This is a genomic window from Haladaptatus sp. SPP-AMP-3, from assembly GCF_049568665.1.
GTDB classification, from domain to species: Archaea; Halobacteriota; Halobacteria; order Halobacteriales; family Haladaptataceae; genus Haladaptatus; species Haladaptatus paucihalophilus.
Genome location: NZ_CP145897.1, coordinates 2,717,455 through 2,734,366, shown reverse-complemented (window position 1 = coordinate 2,734,366; position 16,912 = coordinate 2,717,455). Strand labels below are relative to the sequence as shown.

The following is a 16,912-nucleotide window of genomic DNA, read 5'->3' as shown; positions in this document are numbered from 1 at the left end:
CAACCGTCGTTGCCGGTCGTGGCCTATGCCGCGGGAGTATTGATGTTTTTCACACCGTGTAGTGTCGGTTTGCTGCCCGCGTATCTGAACTACTATCTTACCCACCGTTTGACTAAAACCGGTGCTGGTACTTCTGTTTCCACCACGACGAAATCCGCATCGGAGACGACGGTGAATGGCGAATCACGGGATCTCGCCCGCCAATTGCTCCTCGCGACGGAGCTCTCGTCTTTTGACTGGGAACCGTCCCGCTATTTTATATGGCAACCGCTGGGATTCGGCTGCTGTTACCGGGTTATCAATTTATCGTCCCGCTTGCAAAACTTGGGACAGGAAGCTATCTCCCGTCGGTTACCGCCGTGTTGGTCGGAACGTCACTATCCGTTATCGGATGTGGGCGAACTGGCGCACTGAGAGGGTTTCGTGTCGGCTCAATCGCCACTCTCGGCATCGTTCTGCTATACCTGCTCGTCGGTGGAGTCGTTCTTGCTGTTGGACAGTGGATCCGGCCGTATATCTCGTCGCTTGAGTTACTCGTTGGGTCGCTCATGGTTGTACTTGAGTTCGGATATTATCGTGGAGTATCGCCGCTGCGACCGGTTACACTCCCGAAACGCGGGGATGTATCGAACTCGGAGTTTTTTACATTCGGAGTGTTCTATGGCGTCGGAAGTCTCGCCCGTAACCTTCCCGTCTTTCTCGGCATTGTGCTATCGTCGTTTTTCACAACGGGTTTCTTCTCCGGATTATCCGTCTTTGTGGCATTCTCCGCGGGGATGGGAACACTGATGATCGGACTGAGTGTCGTCGCAGGGCTCTCGAAGGGATCACTTTCTCTCGGACAGAACGCCGCCCGTGCTCAAATGCTCGGTAGTGCAGGGTTCGTACTTATCGGTCTTTACATGACGTGGTATACGCTTCGATCGTTCGGTCACGTTTAGGTTGAGCAACTGATTGTTTGCTTTTCAAATTGGGTTACTATACTTAGTCGGTTGTGCGAAAACCGTCATCCGTACAACGAGTAGAGGACACATCCCATCCCCATCGCAACCAATACAGTTTGGACAGCACCGAACGTAGTGGCCGAGATCTGTAGTGACTGTATAAGTGAACAACCCATCGTTCCCCCGATGGTGAGGAAAATAAAGCCGATTGCGACGAATAACATCGGCTCACTGTGGTTGCGACGGTAGCCACGAAACCCCTGGTATGCAATAAGGAGCCCGAGTCCCATCACGAGTAATTTTCCGACAAACAGTTCAATACGCATTATCGATTCCCTCTCATCTCTTCCCACACTTGTGTAAATCGGTCGGCAGTATCGCGTTCGGTGACGTGTACCGTCAGATCCCCATCAGCGATGTCAATCTCGACGTGCCCCACGGCGGCTTCGTAAACTGCCCGGTGATTACCATCTGCCTCCAACTGTGTCCGTTTTTCGACTAAATTCTCCTCCTCTAGATCATTTAACCGACGGTAGATGGTCGGGAGCGACGCATCGCATTCGGTGCTAAGAGTCTGGGCTGACATCGGTTGGTTACTTGTTTTCGTGAGGATCGCACGGGCGTACTCATCATCCAGCAAACTGAACAAGTCGGCTGGACTCGGGTCCCCACTCACACTTGAAGTAGGAATGGAGTTCGTTTAAAAGGTAGTGAGGTACTTCTAATCCTGAAAACGAGCGGGTGGATTATCATCTCTCCGCGTTTCGCTTGAGGTACCGATTATGTCTGACAGTGCCGATAGAACTGGCCGACGAGCATTCCTCGGAACAACTGGAATACTACTCACCGGGTTAGCAGGATGTACGAATACGAATGGCGGGTCTGACGATCTAACCACAACAGAGCAAAGTACTGCCACAAGGAGCACGCAGACTAGTCGGACAACCACGCCCACCTCTAAACTGCAATCGTTGGTGTATGCGAGCTCTGAAACAACCGAATTCGGGATTAACCTAGAAGATAATCCCTTGATGGGTTCACCTGATGCACCGGTGGATCTGTATTATTGGAGCGACTATCAGTGCCCATTCTGTAATCGATTCGAGCAAAATACGTTTCCGAAACTCCTCGAAGACCATATTAAACCGGGGAAAGTGCGACTCGTCATCCTCGAATACGTAACCATCGGAGATGCCTCGAAGACGGCGGGTCGAATGGCGAAATGTGTTTGGCGTCAGGTCAAAGGGAACGATCCGAACGCATTCAAACGCTGGCATGCGTCGATATTCGACGCACAAAAGAAACCGAACTCGGGGTGGGCGAAAAAACAGAATCTGCTCGACATCACAGCAGGCGTACGGGGCGTCGACGCCGATGAAGTCGCATCGTGCTTACAAGAGAACGAACAGTCTTTGGCAGCGAGCGTTGCCGATGACAAAAAAGCCGGAAACGACAAAGGAGTAAGCGTAACACCGACATTCATTTTCCACAACTCCAAGTCGGGTGATTCAACGGCGACGGTTCAGGGTGCCCAACCGTACCCCCGGTTTGAAGCGACGATCGAAGAGGTGAGAAAATGAGCAAGCAAACACGAGTCCATCGATGGGGGACGGACCTACAGAGTGCGCTTGCCTACCCCGTGAGTTCAGCATCTCGAATTCTCGGTGCTACTCTCATCGCGATCGTAACCTACGTCCTACTCATCCTTTCGACGTTTCCCGAGATGTCGATTCAGATGCTTGGGGCAGGAGTACAATGGTTTGACGACACGATGATACTTCTGACCGAAAACGTGCTGGCAACGAATGGGTGGTTTGGTCTTGCGCTCATTATCTCGTACGCGGTGCTAACCGCTGTCGCCATCGTCAACGTGACCGCCCAAGTGAGTGTGACTGGTGTGTCCAGCCTGTCGGACTTGCTCGGTGTACTACCAGGTCTCGTTGCATCGGGGTGTGCCAGTTGTGGTGCTGGATTGCTCGGATTCCTTGGATTTGCTGGTGCCCTGGCCGCAATGCCGTTCCATGGTGATTTACTCCGGGTCGGTGGTATTCTTCTCCTCCTTGGATTCCTTGTCCGTGCAGGTGACCCCCGCGAATGTCGACTCAACATATAGACGATCCGATCATGATCCACATCAAGCGCGGAAGAATTGTCGGTAATTGGTGTCGAATCCAGAAAGCAAACAAACCGCACAGTGAAATAGGATTAGAAAAGAGGGATTACAATGCGTGATACGAATGGGCCAAAGTCCCGACGCCTATTTCTCGGGAGTGCGGCCGGATCCCTATCCGCGATAACTGGTTGCACGAGCATTTTGCAGTCGTCCGGCAACGATTCAGATACTGGAAGGAACACCACCAGAAGGCACAGTTCGAACGACAACGGAACCTCACTACTGTACGCGACAGAGGAGACAACAAAATTCGGTATCGATCTGCAGGCCAATCCAGTTATCGGGTCATCAGATGCACCACTCGATATGTACTATTGGAGTGACTATCAGTGCCCATTTTGCCAAAAATTCGAGCAAAACACGTTTCCCAAACTCCTCGACGACTACGTGAAGCCGGGAACGGTCAGAATTGTGGTCCTAGAGAAACCCTACATTGGCCAAGCATCAGAAACGGCGGCTCGGATGGCAAAATGCGTGTGGCGGACGGTACGCGACGACAAACCAGATGCGTTCAAACGATGGCATTCGTCGATGTTTGACGAACAGGGAAAAGAAAATTCGGGATGGGCCCGGCGGTCGAACTTGTTGGAGATAACGGACAACGTTCGAGGTGTCGATGCTACCGCGGTCGAGTCCTGTATGAAACAGAATAGAGATGCCGTGATTGCAAGTATCGATGCCGATATTAAGGCATCCGAAAAGCACGGTATTCGAGGAACACCCGCTTTCATTATCTTTGATCGGGAGTCGACGAAGGCAGGCAAAGTCGTTGGCGCACAGCCGTATTCACTCTTTAAAAGGGCCTTTCAGAAGATCAGTGACGCATGAAATCAACCGTCCGTAATCGATGGTCGACACGTTACTGAAACTTCTCTTCCTATTGTAATAACATGCACGCGGGAATGACGAATTTGTGGCCTCTAGTTTAAAAAACACCGACTAATTTCTCGACGAGAAACTATCCATTCGGGTTTATTTAGATTCTTATCAAGAATTAAACGTAGGTCATCCCATACAGATACAGAGACGAAATATCATTCCAAACATGAACAAATCACGGCGGAAATTCGTCCAACTAACAGGGTTAACGGCGGTTGCATCGTTGAGTGGCTGCACAAGTCTCTTCGGCCGAAATAATACATCGACGACAACTGGTAACCAGTCAACGCAAACCCAGCATACGACTGACGTAGAAACAACATCCACTACACCAACGAACACTACAACAAGAACGGAACGGGAAGTCAAGGCACCATCCGGTATTGTCAACCAAGCATCTGTCCCAGATCGACCGGCCCAGTTCACGTACGCATATATGGGGGCAAACGATGCATCAGTGACAGCGACCGTGTATGGAAGTTGGAAGTGTCCCTATACACAAGAATTCGTAGACGGATATTTGCAAACAATAATCGAGAAATTCGTTCGTCCTGGTGACGTTCGGCTTGCTTTTCGAGAAGTCGCGTATGACGAGGGTGAGCCATTTCATGGACCTGATGAGCTCACTGCTGCCCACGCTGGACTGTCCGTCTGGAATCGCTCACCCAGCGCATACTGGTCGTTCTTCGCCCGTATGTTCGCTAACCAACAAAGCACGACCGAGTCGTGGGCAACGACCGATCGACTAATTCAAATCGCTAAAGTTGCTGGCGTCTCGAACCGCAACGAGATCCGCCAGGATATCAAGAATCGTGCATATAAGCAAGAAATCAAGGCGACAATGCAGAAGGTGCATGAATTAGAGCTCGGTGCCGTGCCGCGAGTTGTGGTTGGTAAGAGCATCACAGCGCCGACCGTAGATGCTGGCGATACAGAAGACCTGCTCGAGCAGGCGATTGCCGACGAAAAATAATCAATAAAAAACGATGAGGAGTGGTATTTATCCCTTCTTCGTCTATACTCGTTCCTATTCGGATTGCTTTACTGAGGGATAAACATCAGACCATCTCCGCTGGTCCCGGACGACCCACTTTCCCCATTCATCTTCGTTTCAAGGATACGCCCGTCAGGGTACACATCGACGAGATCATTCGCGATAGCTATCGGGCCATCGTACTCGTCAGTGATAATCTTTAGTTCCTCACTGAGATCGGTGACTGTATCGCGACTGATATGCGAGAGGACAAGCATATTCGCCTTCGCTTTTTGAGCGTTCATCCCGATTTCGCGCGGAGTCGAGTGAAGTACGCGCTTTGGTTCACTGCTGCCCATTTTCGATTCCGGTTCAAGCAGTCGATTCTGAATCATCACATCAGTTCCCTTCGCCAACGTGGGGACGTTTCCGAGCTTGGAACTATAATCACCCGTAAAGGTGAACGAAGTACCCTGGTACGAGACACGGTATGCAAGTGACGGCATCGCACCATGCTTTGTCGGGGCCGCCTCAACGGTCAGCCCGTCTTCGGAGTATACCCTCTGAATCTTACCCGGGCTGTCGGTTGGTGCGTCGATGTCGTGTGCCTTGAGACGTACATTCGTTCCAAGGTACTGTCCGACGAATTCCCGAAGATAGCTGTAGGTACCGCTACTCCCATCGAACATTTTCGAGACCCATTCTTTTGTTCCGGGACGGATTCCGTTGCCCGAGGGACCATAAATCTCCCATGGGCGACTGTCGCGTCCTTGCTGATAGGCCGCCTTGAGAATCGCGGGGAACGCAACTGTGTGATCGATGTGAAGGTGTGTGAACAGCGTGAGGTCTAATTTCGTGATATCGATCTTTGCCTCACTAATAGCCGATGCCGTCCCGCCGCCAGCATCCACCAGCAGTTTCGGTTCGTCATCGATGTGTACGACATAGCCGACCGACGATCGTCCATTTTTCAGCGCCGATGCCCCGGATCCAAGAACAGTCACGTACATATCCGCGTCTTGCTGGGGCCTCTCGGAGCATGAGTCGTCGGGTTGGTCTGCACTTCCAGTACCACTGAAACCGGCAGCCGTCAGTCCTGTCGCTCCTGCGGTTTTGAGAAACGTCCGTCGTTCAGTCCCGATACGAGCGAGATTTTCTAAACTCATTGCGTTGCATGGGTTGATACCGAGATGAGATGAGTCTTACAACCGGTTTCAGACTTAGAAAATACTCCAATATATATATAAGTACAAAGCGTGAATTTTTTGACTTTGTGTGGATATATTGGAGAACTTACAGCCACATTGCTGAGTCAGACACTTGCTGTCTAAATATATCCCATAGCTCTGGATCACGGTAGCGCATATGTCCACAATTGATCGAAACTAAAAGCGGAAGTTACAGACAATCGCGTGCTCCCGATTCACGTCTTTCACCATCGCTTTTTATATCACGACGCACCAGTCCCGCTATGGACAAAGCCGACCTCCGCGACCGCATCTGGTCGCGGTTGGAGGACGAGGGAATCGCTCGGTTCCCGTTCCCGCCCCACGGACGGATTCCGAACTTCGCGGGCGCCGGGAAGGCGGCCGACCGCCTCGCGGAACTCCCCGAATGGAAGGATGCGTCGGTCATAAAGGCCAACCCCGACGCCCCCCAGTTGCCGGTTCGACGGCGGGCGCTCAGCGAGGGGAAAGTCGTCTACATGGCTCAACCGCGGCTGCGGGACGAAAAACCGTTCATGAAGCTCGACCCGGCCGAGATCGAGGATACGGACGCCGCCGCAACGGTGTCGAAGATGGACCGCTACGCCGAACCGGTCGCACCGGACGAAATGCCGGACGTGGATTTCGTCGTCTCGGGCAGCGTCGCGGTGACGGAGGACGGTGCCCGCGTCGGGAAAGGAGAGGGATACAGCGACCTCGAATTCGCCGTTCTCCGGGCGCTGGGAGCGGTGGACGACGAGACGACGATTGTCACGACGGTACACGAAGCGCAAGTCGTCGAGGAGGCACCGGCGGTCGAAGCACACGACGTGCCGATGGACGTGGCGGTAACTCCCGAACGCGTCGTCAGGACAGAATCCCCCTACGAGCGCTCGATGGGTATCGACTGGGACGCGCTGTCCGACGAGAAAATGGAGGAGATTCCGCTCCTCCAGCGATTACGACCGTGATTCGTGTATCGGACCCCGGATTCGAGCGCTGGAATAGTGATTCGAGCGTCGGTTGTCGCTACAACCCGAACGCAACGGACGATTGCTGAAGAGTGACGGGTAAATAACGAACTGTGAGCGAAACGAGATGCGGGCATGCGCGTCGAACGTCCGATACGGATTGTAGTTTCGCTCGCGGCCGTGGTGGTCGTCGGATTGCTCGTCGTTTCGGCGGTCGGCGGGCCGCTCTCGATGTCCCTCCACGACCCGACCATCGGTGTTGCGGCGGGACAGTCCCAACCGGCGAACGGAACCGAAATCGACTCCTGTCGGACGATTTCGTCGTCCGGTCGGTACGTCCTCACCGAGGACGTTCGGAACGCGACGGTCGATACGTGCCTTCGCATCACGGCGAGCGACGTAACCCTCGACGGGCGGGGCAATCTCGTCGATGGACTCGGGGATTTCGGTACCACCGGCGTCCGCGTGGAGGGCGGGTCGAACGTGACGGTACGGAACGTGGAAGCGACCGATTGGGACGACGGGGTTCGATTCGCGGGCACGCGCCGCGCCGTCGCCGCGAACACGACGACGGCGCGCAACCGGGTCGGGTTGTCCCTCGTGTCGCTCCGCGATAGCAGAGCGGTGAACAACGTCGCCCGCTCGAACGCGGTCGCTGGCGTCTTCCTCGTCGGGAGCAGTTCGAACAATACGCTCCGGAACACGACCGCGAGCGAGAACGCGTTGGTCGGCGTGCAACTCGTCGAAGCAACGGGAACGACCGTCGTCGGAACGGAGGCACGCGGTAACGAATTCGGCGTCGCCCTGCTGGGCGCGAACGGAAACGTCGTCCGCGACAGCGTGGCGAGCGGAAACCACATCTCCGGGCTCTGGCTGTCCGCGGCCAGCGACAATCGAATCCGGGAGAACCGCGTCTCGAACCGGTTTTACGGCGTGTACCTCGCGGACGGCGCGGAGAACAACACGGTCGAAGCGAACGACGCCGTGAACAACTCGGTCGGGGTTCGGTTGCGGGCGAGCGACCGCAACGCGGTTCTCCGCAACCGCGTCACGGACAGCAGCGACACGGGCATCCTCCTCATTTCGAGCGACGACAACCGCGTCGTCGGCAATCGCGGAGCGGAAAACAGACGGGGAATCGTCGTCTCGAAATCCTCGTCGGGGAACGTCCGCTCGAACAACTCGGTGGGGGAGGCGTGAGTATGCGCGATACACGAGATGAAACCGGTGGCGGAGCGGTGAGGCGTGACGGCGAGATTGTGTTTTCGCACTATTCGGCGTACTCGCGGGCGAAGACGGTGAGGAGCGACCGGAGAATGCCGAGGACGACGGGACCGAAGAACAGCCCCATGAAGCCGAACACGTAGACGCCGCCGAAGATGCCGACGACGAGGATGCCGGGGTTGAGTTTCGCCTCGTGTCCGCTGACCAGCGGGCGGAGGTAGTTGTCCGAGAGGCTGACGACGAGGGTACCGTAGACGAACAGAAACGCCGCCGCAATCGGGCGGTCGACGAGGAAGAGGTAGAGCGAGGCGGGAAGCCAGACGACGGAGGCACCGATGAGCGGGAGCAACGAGAGCACCGTCGTCACGACGGTCCAGAACACGACGCCCGGAACGCCAGCGATGACGAAGCCGATGCCGGTCAGAATCCCTTGTACGATGCCGACGAGGAGGTTTCCGACCAACACGCCCCACATCACCCGGTCCATCTCGGAGTAGAGTTCGTCCTGCACGTCGTCGGGAAGGGGCGTACAGCGGCGAATCCACGCGACGAACTCCTCGCCGTCCGTGAGGAGGTAGTAGAGGATGAACACCATCACCGTGAGGCCGATGAGCGCGTTCGAGAGGCCGCCGAAAATGCCGAGCGCGTTTTCGATCAGCCGCGAGGAACTCCCCGCGGGTAGCAGTTCCTGTAACGTGCGTCCGTGGATTGTGACGCCAGTATACCGTTCGACGAGGGCGATCAATTCGGCGAGCTGTGGATCCCCTTGGACGATGCCCCTGACGAGCGTGAATGCCTGTTGCGCCGCGATAACTACGATGGCTCCGACCGGAACGATGACGACGAGCGTGGTGAGGCTGATGAGCGAGAGCGCGGAAACCCGGGTGCTGATGCGAGATTCGAATCGCGTTTGGACCGGATGCAGGATGTATCCCAACAGAATCGCGGCCAACACGTACTGAAGAAACGGCTTAACGATGAGGGTTGCGAGGACGCCGAAAACGGCGATGAGAAACAGTAGAAACCCGCGTTGCCGATTCATGTCGGAAAATGGAACCCGAGGCGTATAAATCAGCACGACCGAATCCGAAAGCAGTCACTCTCCCAGACCGATCTCGATGTGGTCCTCCAGCGCGTCCAGTTTCCGAACGGGCGATTCGACCTCGCGTCCCTTCGTCCGGCGGATTCGCTTCAGCGTCCGGGCGACCTCCTGCAGTTCATCCACAGTGAGGTCGAGGTCAAGGGCGTCGATAACCGCGCCGTCGATGGCGTTTTGCCCGTCTCCGTCGCCCGCGACCAACGATTCGAACCCGTCCCGAACCGTCGTCCGCTGTTCGTCCGTCAGTGACGACGGGTCCACGACGCGCAGGGTTCGAAGGTCGGAACTGGAGAGATTGACCGCGCCGCCGCCGGTGACCCTGCCGTGGCTCTCAACGACGATTTTCGTGAGGCTGGCGTTCAGCAGACCGAGTAGGAGCGTCGAATCGACGGTCTGCGGCCGGACGAGCAGAAACCGGTTGCTGGCGACGACCTCTCCGTCGGTACGGGCGAAAAACCGACGCGTATCCATCGCTTGCGGGCAGACGATGGGCGCGGTTTTCGAATCCAGCGAGCCCATGTCGAACCACGGGTCGTTGTTGGCGAGCGACGCGTTCGTCCGAGACGGGTGCGTTTCCGCCCACCGGAGGTACGACGAAACGCCGCTGTAACCGTCCCGATCGAGCGCCGACGTGACGAAGGCCGCGCGGTCGGCCGCGTCGGTGTCCGAATCCGTGTTCCCGTTAACACCCACGTCCGCGACGTCGGCGTCCGACAGGACACGCTCCGCGTAGTCGGCCACGTCGAGCATCCATTTCTCCGCGTCGTCCGTCGTGTATTCGTAGCCGTCTATCTCCCGCACGCTCTTGATAGCCGGGCGGAGAAACCGCTCCTCGACCTCTCGGGACCGAACGTCGTCCGCATCGAGGACGAAAATCGGGTTCGCACCGGTCTTCTTCCCGCGCGTTATCGTTGCGACCTCGGACAGCGGGACGGTCGCGTCGTGTTCCACGACGGCGGTGTGAAGCGCTGGTGCGGTGATGTACCGGTGGAGTTTCTCGCCGAGGTGGTCCGACAGGTGCGACTGGCGCACGGCGACCACCCGATGGCTCGACTCCCCCCGAACCGTCAGGTGATCGCCGTCCTCGAAGTCGTACGTTCGGTCGATGACGTCGAGGATGTCGTCCGAGTCCATCCGCTCGTTGATGCGGACGAAGTTGGTTTCCGTCGCCCGTCGTACCGCTTCGTCGTCCGTCCGCTCCAACAGCAACAACACCGTATCGACGAGCGCGTCGTCGAACAACCGGTTTCGAAAGCCGACCACGGCTTCGACCTTGTAGTGGTCGTAGAGGAACCGCTGCAGCGAGGGACCGTAATCCGCAACCATCCATTTCGTCGGGACCACCCACGCCAGTCGAGCGCCCTCTCGGAGGAAACTCGTGGCGTGTGTCAGGAAGTAACAGTACAGGTCGCTTCGCCCGTCGATTTCCTTCTCGCCGTCGGCGTAGATGCCGTCCGACCCCGGACCCAAGGCCGTGAGGTGTTCGCGGAAGTGCCCGCGGTCAGCGGCGAGGCACTCCTGTCGAACGTAGGGCGGGTTTGCAACCGTCGCGTCGAATCTCCCGACGGTATCCGGGTCGAGGTCGAAGAAATCGCGGTGGTACGCGAAACGGTCGTCGGCGAAGGGACCGTCCGCCGGGTCGTGACCGTCCCGGAACGCGAGGGTCAACGCCAACAGTCGGAGCGAGAAACCGTCCACGTCTACCGCGGTCAAACGTTCGAGCGGTTCTCGGTGCGAACGCGCCCCCAACTCGTCCAACCGGTCGTAGGCGTGGACGGTGAGCGACCCGGTACCGCTCGCCGGGTCGAGAACGCGGTCGCCGGGGGAGCGAATGGCCCACCGGGAGAGCAGGCGGCCGATTTCGTCCGGCGTGTAGAACTGGCCGAGTCGCGTCCGTTCGTCGTCCGGGATGAGTCGCTCGTACACCCGCCCGGCGATGTCGATATCGACCTCCGAAAGCGGTTCCCGCTCGATGCTGTCCGCGAACGCACGCACCCGCTCTTTCGTCCCCGCGTCGGTCGGAACCGCGTCGAAGAGTTCGGTACCGTCCAGTCCGACGTTTGTTCGTCCCGCGAGAAGCGCGCCGATTGCTCTCGTTTCGTCCGCATCGCTCTCCCGGTAGCGTTCGGCGAACACGACTCGAGCCATCATCAGATACGCGGACAGTCGAGCGGCGATACGAATCGTCCGCACCACGTCCGGCTCCGCGACCGGATAACCGTTCTCGCGCGCCCACGAGACCAACGAATCGCGGAATCGCTCGTCCTCCGCGAACGCGTCGCGGACGGACGACTCGTACCGCGGGCAGAGACTGGCGTGAAAACTCCGGAGCCGACCGACGACGAACTCCTCGTATCGCGTCGGCGACTCGTCGCCGTCCCGTAGCGCAACCGCGTCGTCGAGGACCCGCTCGCCGAACTCCGCAAGCGTCGAGGACCGCAAGTCGTACCACCGTCGGTCGAAGTTCGCAACGGGGGTGTCAGCGTCGGTTTCGGCACCGCAGAACAGGAACGCGTCGGTTTCGTTGGCAGTCACGAACGCGGACGTGCCGTGTTCCCGAGCGCGCCGCTTTCCGCGCCGGATGGCGGTCGGTGAATGCGGGTCCACGTCCGCCGCGGTGGTTTCGAGGACGATACCGTCGCGTTCCGCAGCGGGAACGAGGAGTCCGCCGTCGGCCAATTCCCCACACGGCGTTTCGAACCGCGTTTCGTGCGACGAGACGACGTCCGCTATCGCGGCGCGAAGACGTGCGCGAAACGCGGCTTCCGAATCCATGTTTCATGCATTTCGGCCACGAATGAAGAAGGTTCCGCGATTTCCAACACCGGTGGGGGTCCTACCTCCGAGAAAACGAGACTACGGAATCGGAAATCGAGTATCGAGACACAAATCCGACTTCTTTTTTATGATTCACTCTGATTCTCGAACGAAGGATGGCGGAAGAATCCGTTGAAACGGCACCGACCACTGACTCACCCGATTCGAGGGGGGCACGCGACGCCGACGAAGAGACGCTCGTCGAGTTCGTCTATACCGAGAACATGAATATCCTCGGACGCCGCAAACGGGAGAGCCAACAACAGAACGAGAAAGCGGCCAATCTCATCCGATTACTCGGCGTCATCTTCACGCTCTACTCGGGTGCGATCCTCGTCGTCGCGCGGATCAGCGCAAAACCATCGAATAGCGGGCTAAAGCTCGGCCTCTTCGTAAACGAGTACACGGTTCTCTGTCTCGCGTTCCTGGCGGCCGCATTTCTCTATGCGGTTCTCGCGTACCACCGAACGAGTATCGCGAGCGGTCCGAGCGCCGAGTACCTCAGAAACGAGATTAGCGAAGAGACGTCCGTAGAGGACGCGAAGCGTGAAATAAACAAGAAAGTTCCCGGGTGGGTTCGGAACAACGACAACGAAATCGAGTTGGACCACACGCGACTGTTCAACTGTAAGATGTGCATATTTTTCAGCCTCCTCTATTTCGTCGTCGGCTCCGTCTTAGCGAACCAGATATCGACCCTCGATACGATGGACCATCTACTGATGGGGGGCGTGATGGTCGCCATCACGTACGTCGTCTACGACCACGTTCGAGATCGTGCAGCCAACGGAGCGAACGACTGACGCGGCGTTCGTCCCGAATGGCTGACCGATTGAAAGCTTTATAATGGTGGCAGAGGTAACCAATCGTAATGGCAGCCACTCAACAATCGACTTCGACGGCCGAGGTGACGACTACCGAGGCGAACACGAAGGATGCCGACGTCCAGTCGAACACCGTCAGAGAGTGGGTTGCACCGTCGCTCTCCCGTTTCATTCGACGTCTTCGCCGCTAATCTCGTCCTCCGACGTTCGAAACAGGTATCGATGTACCGGGAGCAGTGTCTCCGCACCCAAATCGGAGAGACGACGCTTCCCGCCCGTTTCCACAACCCGAAGACGAAAGCGGAGCGGAAACGAGTGACGCGAACCGAGGGAACGGATGACTCCGCGGAGACGAACCGAAACCTCGGGAGACGTTCCGCAAGAATGTGACCGTTCTACGGGTCAGTGGCGTCGAGCGATTCGCATTCGCTCGCCCAATTGCCGACGCGACGTAAAACACCGCGTCACGGTTACACAATACGCTGAGAAGGAGGTTCGTTCTATCCGCCGAACATCTCGCGCATCATCGGATGCATCTCCATCAGCTGCTCCTCCGCTATCTCCTCGTACAGCTTGTACGTGATGGAGACGGCGAGCAGCAGCGACGTCCCGGAGGTGCCACCGATGGTGCCGAGCATGTTCGCCATGACGGCCAGCAGGCCGACCAGCGCGCCGCCGAGGACGGTGACTTGCGGGATGTAGCGCTCCATCACCTTCTCGATGACGCCGGTGTTCTGGCGGAAACCGGGAATCTGCATCCCGGAGTTCTGAATCTGCTTCGCGGTCGCTTCGGGACCCATGTCGGCCGTCTCCACCCAGAAGATGGCGAAGATGGCCCCGCCGACAACCATGAAGCCGAGGTCGATGGCGACGCGGAGCAGGACCTCCCACGCCGCGTGCCCGCCCGCACCGCCCGCCCACCACATCCAATCGTTCGGACTATGGATGGGCGCGAAGTAGTAGAACAATCCACCGGTGGGACTGCCGTACTGGTTGTACGAACCGAGCCACGCCGGTAGACCCCCGAGCTGCCTGTTCAGGATGCGCCCGAGGAACTGGATGTTCGCCTGGAGGGCGCGGACGAGAATCATCGGCAGGACGCTCGCGTAGATGAGCTTCACGGGGAAGCGACCGCGGGCACCTTTCACTCGTGCGTGACTCAGCGGAATCTCGACCCGCACGCTTTCGGCGTACACGACGATGACGAAGATGAGCACCGTCGTGGCGAGGGCAAGCAGTTGGCCGCCGCCGAACAGCATGTACTGAATCCCGCCCGACGTGAGCAGGGACGGGACGTTTTGTGCGCTTCCGGTGATGATGCTGATCCACTGCGGAATGACACCGACGGAAGAGCCGATGCCCTGCGGCGAGATGAGACCCCCGATGAGGCGCTGGCTGACACCGGCGACGATGAACAGCCCGATACCGCTCCCGACGCCCCACTTGCTGACGATTTCGTCCATGAACAGGACGAGGATCGCGCCGACGAAGATCTGGGCGAAGATGAGCCACTGGACGCCGAACGTACCGATACCGAGGTTCTGTGCGACGGCTTCGTTGGCCGGGAGGAAGCCGCCGACGAAGACCATCGGGAGACCGGTGAGACAGATCATCACGACGACCAGCAGCTTCTGGAGGCCCTGATAGAGCACCTGGTCGCGGGGGTCGCTGGTGTCCAGTCCCAACAGGTCGGCACCGCCGAGCAACTGCAAGACGATGCTCGCAGTGACTATCGGTCCGATACCGAGGTGTAGGACGGTTCCCTGTCCACCGGCGAGGAGCGACCGGAAGTTGCCGAAGATATCAGCACTTTGGTCCGCTCCGTACAGGTAGACGTTCGTCAGGAAGAAATACAGCAGCAACACGCCCCCCGTCCACATTAGCTTGCGCTTGAAGGGAATATGTCCCTCCGGGCGCTGGACGGCGGGCATTCTTGTGAGGACTGGTTCAGCAGTCTCTTTCCAACCCATGTTCAACATCAATTCGAAGCTCCCTACATGTATCTCCTTCGACTCGCGTCACCGACGAAGATGGATACCATAAAGTACGGAGACGCCTACAGAATCCGGTCTCACGTTTTCGCTCGTCGGCGTGTCAGCGGCGTGGCTCGACATGTCGTCCACACCGACGATGCCCGAACGAGACACCGCACGGAGTCGCCACTGACCGAAACGACGTCGCAAAAAATACGACCGACGAACGGAATTATTCCGCGTCGTCTTCGTCGTCGCTGCCGCCGAACTCCTCTTCTTCGGCTCGTTCGCTCAGCACGGCGTCGCCGCCGGCTTCCTCGATGAGTTCGACCGCGCTCGCCGAGAAGGCGTCCGCGGTGACGTCGAGGCTGTTGCGAACCTGCCCGTCGCCGAGCACCTTCACGGCGTCGACGTCCCAGCCGTCGTCGACGACATCGCGTGCGTCGAGCTGGTAGCCGTCGTCGGTCTCCTCGGCGACTCCCTCCGCCGCGTAGAGTGCGGCGTCTTCGTCGAGTTTCTGCACGGACACGGTGAGCACCGTCTCCTGCGCGTCTTCGGGTCGGGAGAACCCGTGCTTTCCGAGCGGTTCGTAGTTGTGGAACTCGTGTTTGGCGCGACCTGCGCGTCCGCGACCACCGCGGTGACCGGCACCGCGACGGTTCTTGTGGGTTCCGCCCCCGTGCGTCCGCGAGCCACGCTGTCGTCGTTTCTTGCTCGTCATGGTTATCGCATCGCCTCGAGGAGCGTGCTGATCTCCTCGGTCGTGTGTTTGCCGAGCTGGCCACCCTCTTTCGTGGGGTGTTTGATGCCCTCGTGTCCACCGCGCGGTGGATGAAGTCGGAGGACTGGCGTCAGGCCCTGCTCGCGGAGCGTCGTCTCGTCGTCGAGGAGCGCGCCCGCGAGGTCGGCAATGTCGTCGTAGTCGGTGTTCTCCGCGATCCACTCGTCGTCCACGTCGTCGCTGCCTTCGAGCGGCTGCGCTCGCTTCGAGAGAACCGTCTCCAGAACGTCCTGGTCGGGTTCCCCGTGGGCAACGAAGTCGTTGACCTTGGTGATCATGCCGCGGTAGGTCTCCGATTCCGGGACCAGCGCGCAGTGATTGACCTTGTGGATGTTGAGCATCGAGAGGGTGTCACGGATGTCCTGGTCCATGTTGACCTCGCCGCGAATCTGGACGACTGCTTCCATCAGTCAGCCACCTCCGGTTCCTCGTCGGGACGGGCCCGCGGGCCGCGCGCCTGGGAGGCGTTCTCCAGCGCGTTGTACGTCGCCTTGGCGAGGTTGAGAGTCGTTCGCGTGTTGCCGTGGCTCTTCGTCCACGCGTTCTCGACGCCCGCGAGTTCGAGGATTTTGCGGACGGTGTCGGTCGCCGCAAGTCCCAGTCCGGCGGGTGCCGGGATGAGTTCGACTTCCACACTGCCCGCCTTGCCGGTCGTCCGGTGGGTGAGCGAGTGCGGTCGGTCGCTTCGGTCCTCCCACGACCCTGCGCCGCGGGGAACGTCGATAATGTTCAGCTTTGCGATGTCGATAGCCTTCTGGATGGCACCACCGACCTGGTCGTCTCGACCTTCCGCGTAGCCGACGAAGCCGTCGCGGTTGCCGATAGCACAGACGCAGCGGAACTTCACCCGCCGACCGGAGTCGGTCATGCGCTGGACCATGTTGATGTCCAGCACTTCGTCTTCGAGACCGGGGAGGAGCTGGTCGACGAGCTCCGGCTCCTTGAGCGGAAGCCCGGAGTTCAGCGCTTCCTCCATCGTCTCGATGTCGCCTTCGACGACCTTGCGGCCGAGACGGGTCTGGGGTTGCCAGCCGTTTCTGTTACTCATA

At 58.4% G+C, this 16,912-nt stretch carries 18 protein-coding genes; 9 read left to right on the top strand and 9 right to left on the bottom strand.

Features of this window, described 5'->3' with window-relative positions; genetic code table 11:
- The first annotated feature begins 260 nt into the window (after nucleotides 1-260).
- Nucleotides 261-941 carry an integral membrane transporter gene (locus V5735_RS14965; protein ID WP_423744234.1) on the top strand — a complete coding sequence of 227 codons (681 nt, stop codon included), beginning with the start codon at nucleotides 261-263 and terminating at the stop codon, nucleotides 939-941.
- Between the two features lie 65 nt (nucleotides 942-1,006).
- On the opposite strand, the gene V5735_RS14960 is transcribed toward V5735_RS14965, so the two are convergent.
- Both V5735_RS14960 and V5735_RS14955 read right to left on the bottom strand, forming a co-directional pair.
- Nucleotides 1,007-1,234, bottom strand: coding sequence for a DUF7521 family protein (locus V5735_RS14960; protein ID WP_423744233.1), 228 nt, complete (start codon nucleotides 1,232-1,234; stop codon nucleotides 1,007-1,009).
- A 35-nt stretch (nucleotides 1,235-1,269) separates the two neighbouring features.
- Nucleotides 1,270-1,620, bottom strand: a complete 351-nt coding sequence (locus V5735_RS14955) for an ArsR/SmtB family transcription factor (protein ID WP_423744232.1) — start codon at nucleotides 1,618-1,620, stop codon at nucleotides 1,270-1,272.
- Between the two features lie 355 nt (nucleotides 1,621-1,975).
- On the opposite strand from V5735_RS14955, the gene V5735_RS14950 reads away from it, so the two are divergent.
- From V5735_RS14950 to V5735_RS14935, 4 genes are all read left to right on the top strand, one after another.
- Nucleotides 1,976-2,524, top strand: coding sequence for a DsbA family protein (locus V5735_RS14950; protein ID WP_423744231.1), 549 nt, complete (start codon nucleotides 1,976-1,978; stop codon nucleotides 2,522-2,524).
- The gene (locus V5735_RS14945) at nucleotides 2,521-3,057 is read left to right on the top strand and encodes a hypothetical protein (RefSeq protein WP_423744230.1); all 537 of its coding nucleotides are present in this window, start codon (nucleotides 2,521-2,523) and stop codon (nucleotides 3,055-3,057) included. Before V5735_RS14950 ends, V5735_RS14945 begins: the two co-directional genes overlap by 4 nt.
- 111 nt (nucleotides 3,058-3,168) lie before the next feature.
- Nucleotides 3,169-3,945 carry a DsbA family protein gene (locus tag V5735_RS14940; protein ID WP_423744229.1) on the top strand — a complete coding sequence of 259 codons (777 nt, stop codon included), beginning with the start codon at nucleotides 3,169-3,171 and terminating at the stop codon, nucleotides 3,943-3,945.
- Nucleotides 3,946-4,162: 217 nt separating this feature from the next.
- The gene (locus V5735_RS14935) at nucleotides 4,163-4,969 is read left to right on the top strand and encodes a DsbA family protein (protein ID WP_423744228.1); all 807 of its coding nucleotides are present in this window, start codon (nucleotides 4,163-4,165) and stop codon (nucleotides 4,967-4,969) included.
- A 68-nt stretch (nucleotides 4,970-5,037) separates the two neighbouring features.
- Here the strand turns inward: V5735_RS14935 and V5735_RS14930 are convergent, their stop codons facing one another.
- On the bottom strand, nucleotides 5,038-6,135 hold the full coding sequence (locus V5735_RS14930) for an MBL fold metallo-hydrolase (protein ID WP_423744227.1): 1,098 nt from the start codon (nucleotides 6,133-6,135) through the stop codon (nucleotides 5,038-5,040).
- Between the two features lie 305 nt (nucleotides 6,136-6,440).
- Between V5735_RS14930 and V5735_RS14925 the strand changes: the two genes are divergently transcribed.
- Both V5735_RS14925 and V5735_RS14920 read left to right on the top strand, forming a co-directional pair.
- Nucleotides 6,441-7,145 carry a 5-formyltetrahydrofolate cyclo-ligase gene (locus V5735_RS14925; RefSeq protein WP_423744226.1) on the top strand — a complete coding sequence of 235 codons (705 nt, stop codon included), beginning with the start codon at nucleotides 6,441-6,443 and terminating at the stop codon, nucleotides 7,143-7,145.
- A 135-nt stretch (nucleotides 7,146-7,280) separates the two neighbouring features.
- Entirely contained in the window at nucleotides 7,281-8,345 is a 1,065-nt protein-coding gene (locus V5735_RS14920) for a right-handed parallel beta-helix repeat-containing protein (protein WP_423744225.1), read from the top strand.
- 70 nt (nucleotides 8,346-8,415) lie between these two features.
- On the opposite strand, the gene V5735_RS14915 is transcribed toward V5735_RS14920, so the two are convergent.
- Nucleotides 8,416-9,411: an AI-2E family transporter gene (locus V5735_RS14915; RefSeq protein ID WP_423744224.1), complete on the bottom strand. Its 996-nt coding sequence runs from the start codon at nucleotides 9,409-9,411 to the stop codon at nucleotides 8,416-8,418.
- A gap of 54 nt (nucleotides 9,412-9,465) precedes the next feature.
- Nucleotides 9,466-12,243 (bottom strand): HsdM family class I SAM-dependent methyltransferase, encoded by a 2,778-nt coding sequence (locus tag V5735_RS14910; RefSeq protein ID WP_423744223.1) that lies wholly within the window; start codon nucleotides 12,241-12,243, stop codon nucleotides 9,466-9,468.
- 158 nt (nucleotides 12,244-12,401) lie between these two features.
- On the opposite strand from V5735_RS14910, the gene V5735_RS14905 reads away from it, so the two are divergent.
- A complete protein-coding gene (locus V5735_RS14905) occupies nucleotides 12,402-13,088 on the top strand; it encodes a hypothetical protein (protein WP_423744222.1) in 687 nt (228 codons plus the stop codon).
- A gap of 68 nt (nucleotides 13,089-13,156) precedes the next feature.
- Complete coding sequence (locus tag V5735_RS14900) at nucleotides 13,157-13,300, top strand: hypothetical protein (RefSeq protein ID WP_423744221.1); 144 nt, start codon at nucleotides 13,157-13,159, stop codon at nucleotides 13,298-13,300.
- A 309-nt stretch (nucleotides 13,301-13,609) separates the two neighbouring features.
- Here V5735_RS14900 and secY read toward each other — a convergent pair whose 3' ends face one another.
- The 4 genes from secY to V5735_RS14880 all read right to left on the bottom strand — a co-directional run bounded on the left by secY (nucleotide 13,610) and on the right by V5735_RS14880 (nucleotide 16,911).
- Nucleotides 13,610-15,079 (bottom strand): preprotein translocase subunit SecY, encoded by a 1,470-nt coding sequence (secY, locus tag V5735_RS14895; RefSeq protein WP_423744220.1) that lies wholly within the window; start codon nucleotides 15,077-15,079, stop codon nucleotides 13,610-13,612.
- 235 nt (nucleotides 15,080-15,314) lie between these two features.
- Nucleotides 15,315-15,803 (bottom strand): uL15m family ribosomal protein, encoded by a 489-nt coding sequence (locus V5735_RS14890; RefSeq protein ID WP_069452842.1) that lies wholly within the window; start codon nucleotides 15,801-15,803, stop codon nucleotides 15,315-15,317.
- Between the two features lie 2 nt (nucleotides 15,804-15,805).
- Nucleotides 15,806-16,270, bottom strand: coding sequence for a 50S ribosomal protein L30 (gene rpmD, locus V5735_RS14885; protein ID WP_069452841.1), 465 nt, complete (start codon nucleotides 16,268-16,270; stop codon nucleotides 15,806-15,808).
- Complete coding sequence (locus V5735_RS14880) at nucleotides 16,270-16,911, bottom strand: 30S ribosomal protein S5 (RefSeq protein ID WP_423744219.1); 642 nt, start codon at nucleotides 16,909-16,911, stop codon at nucleotides 16,270-16,272. Before V5735_RS14880 ends, rpmD begins: the two co-directional genes overlap by 1 nt.
- Between the last annotated feature and the right edge of the window lies 1 nt (nucleotide 16,912).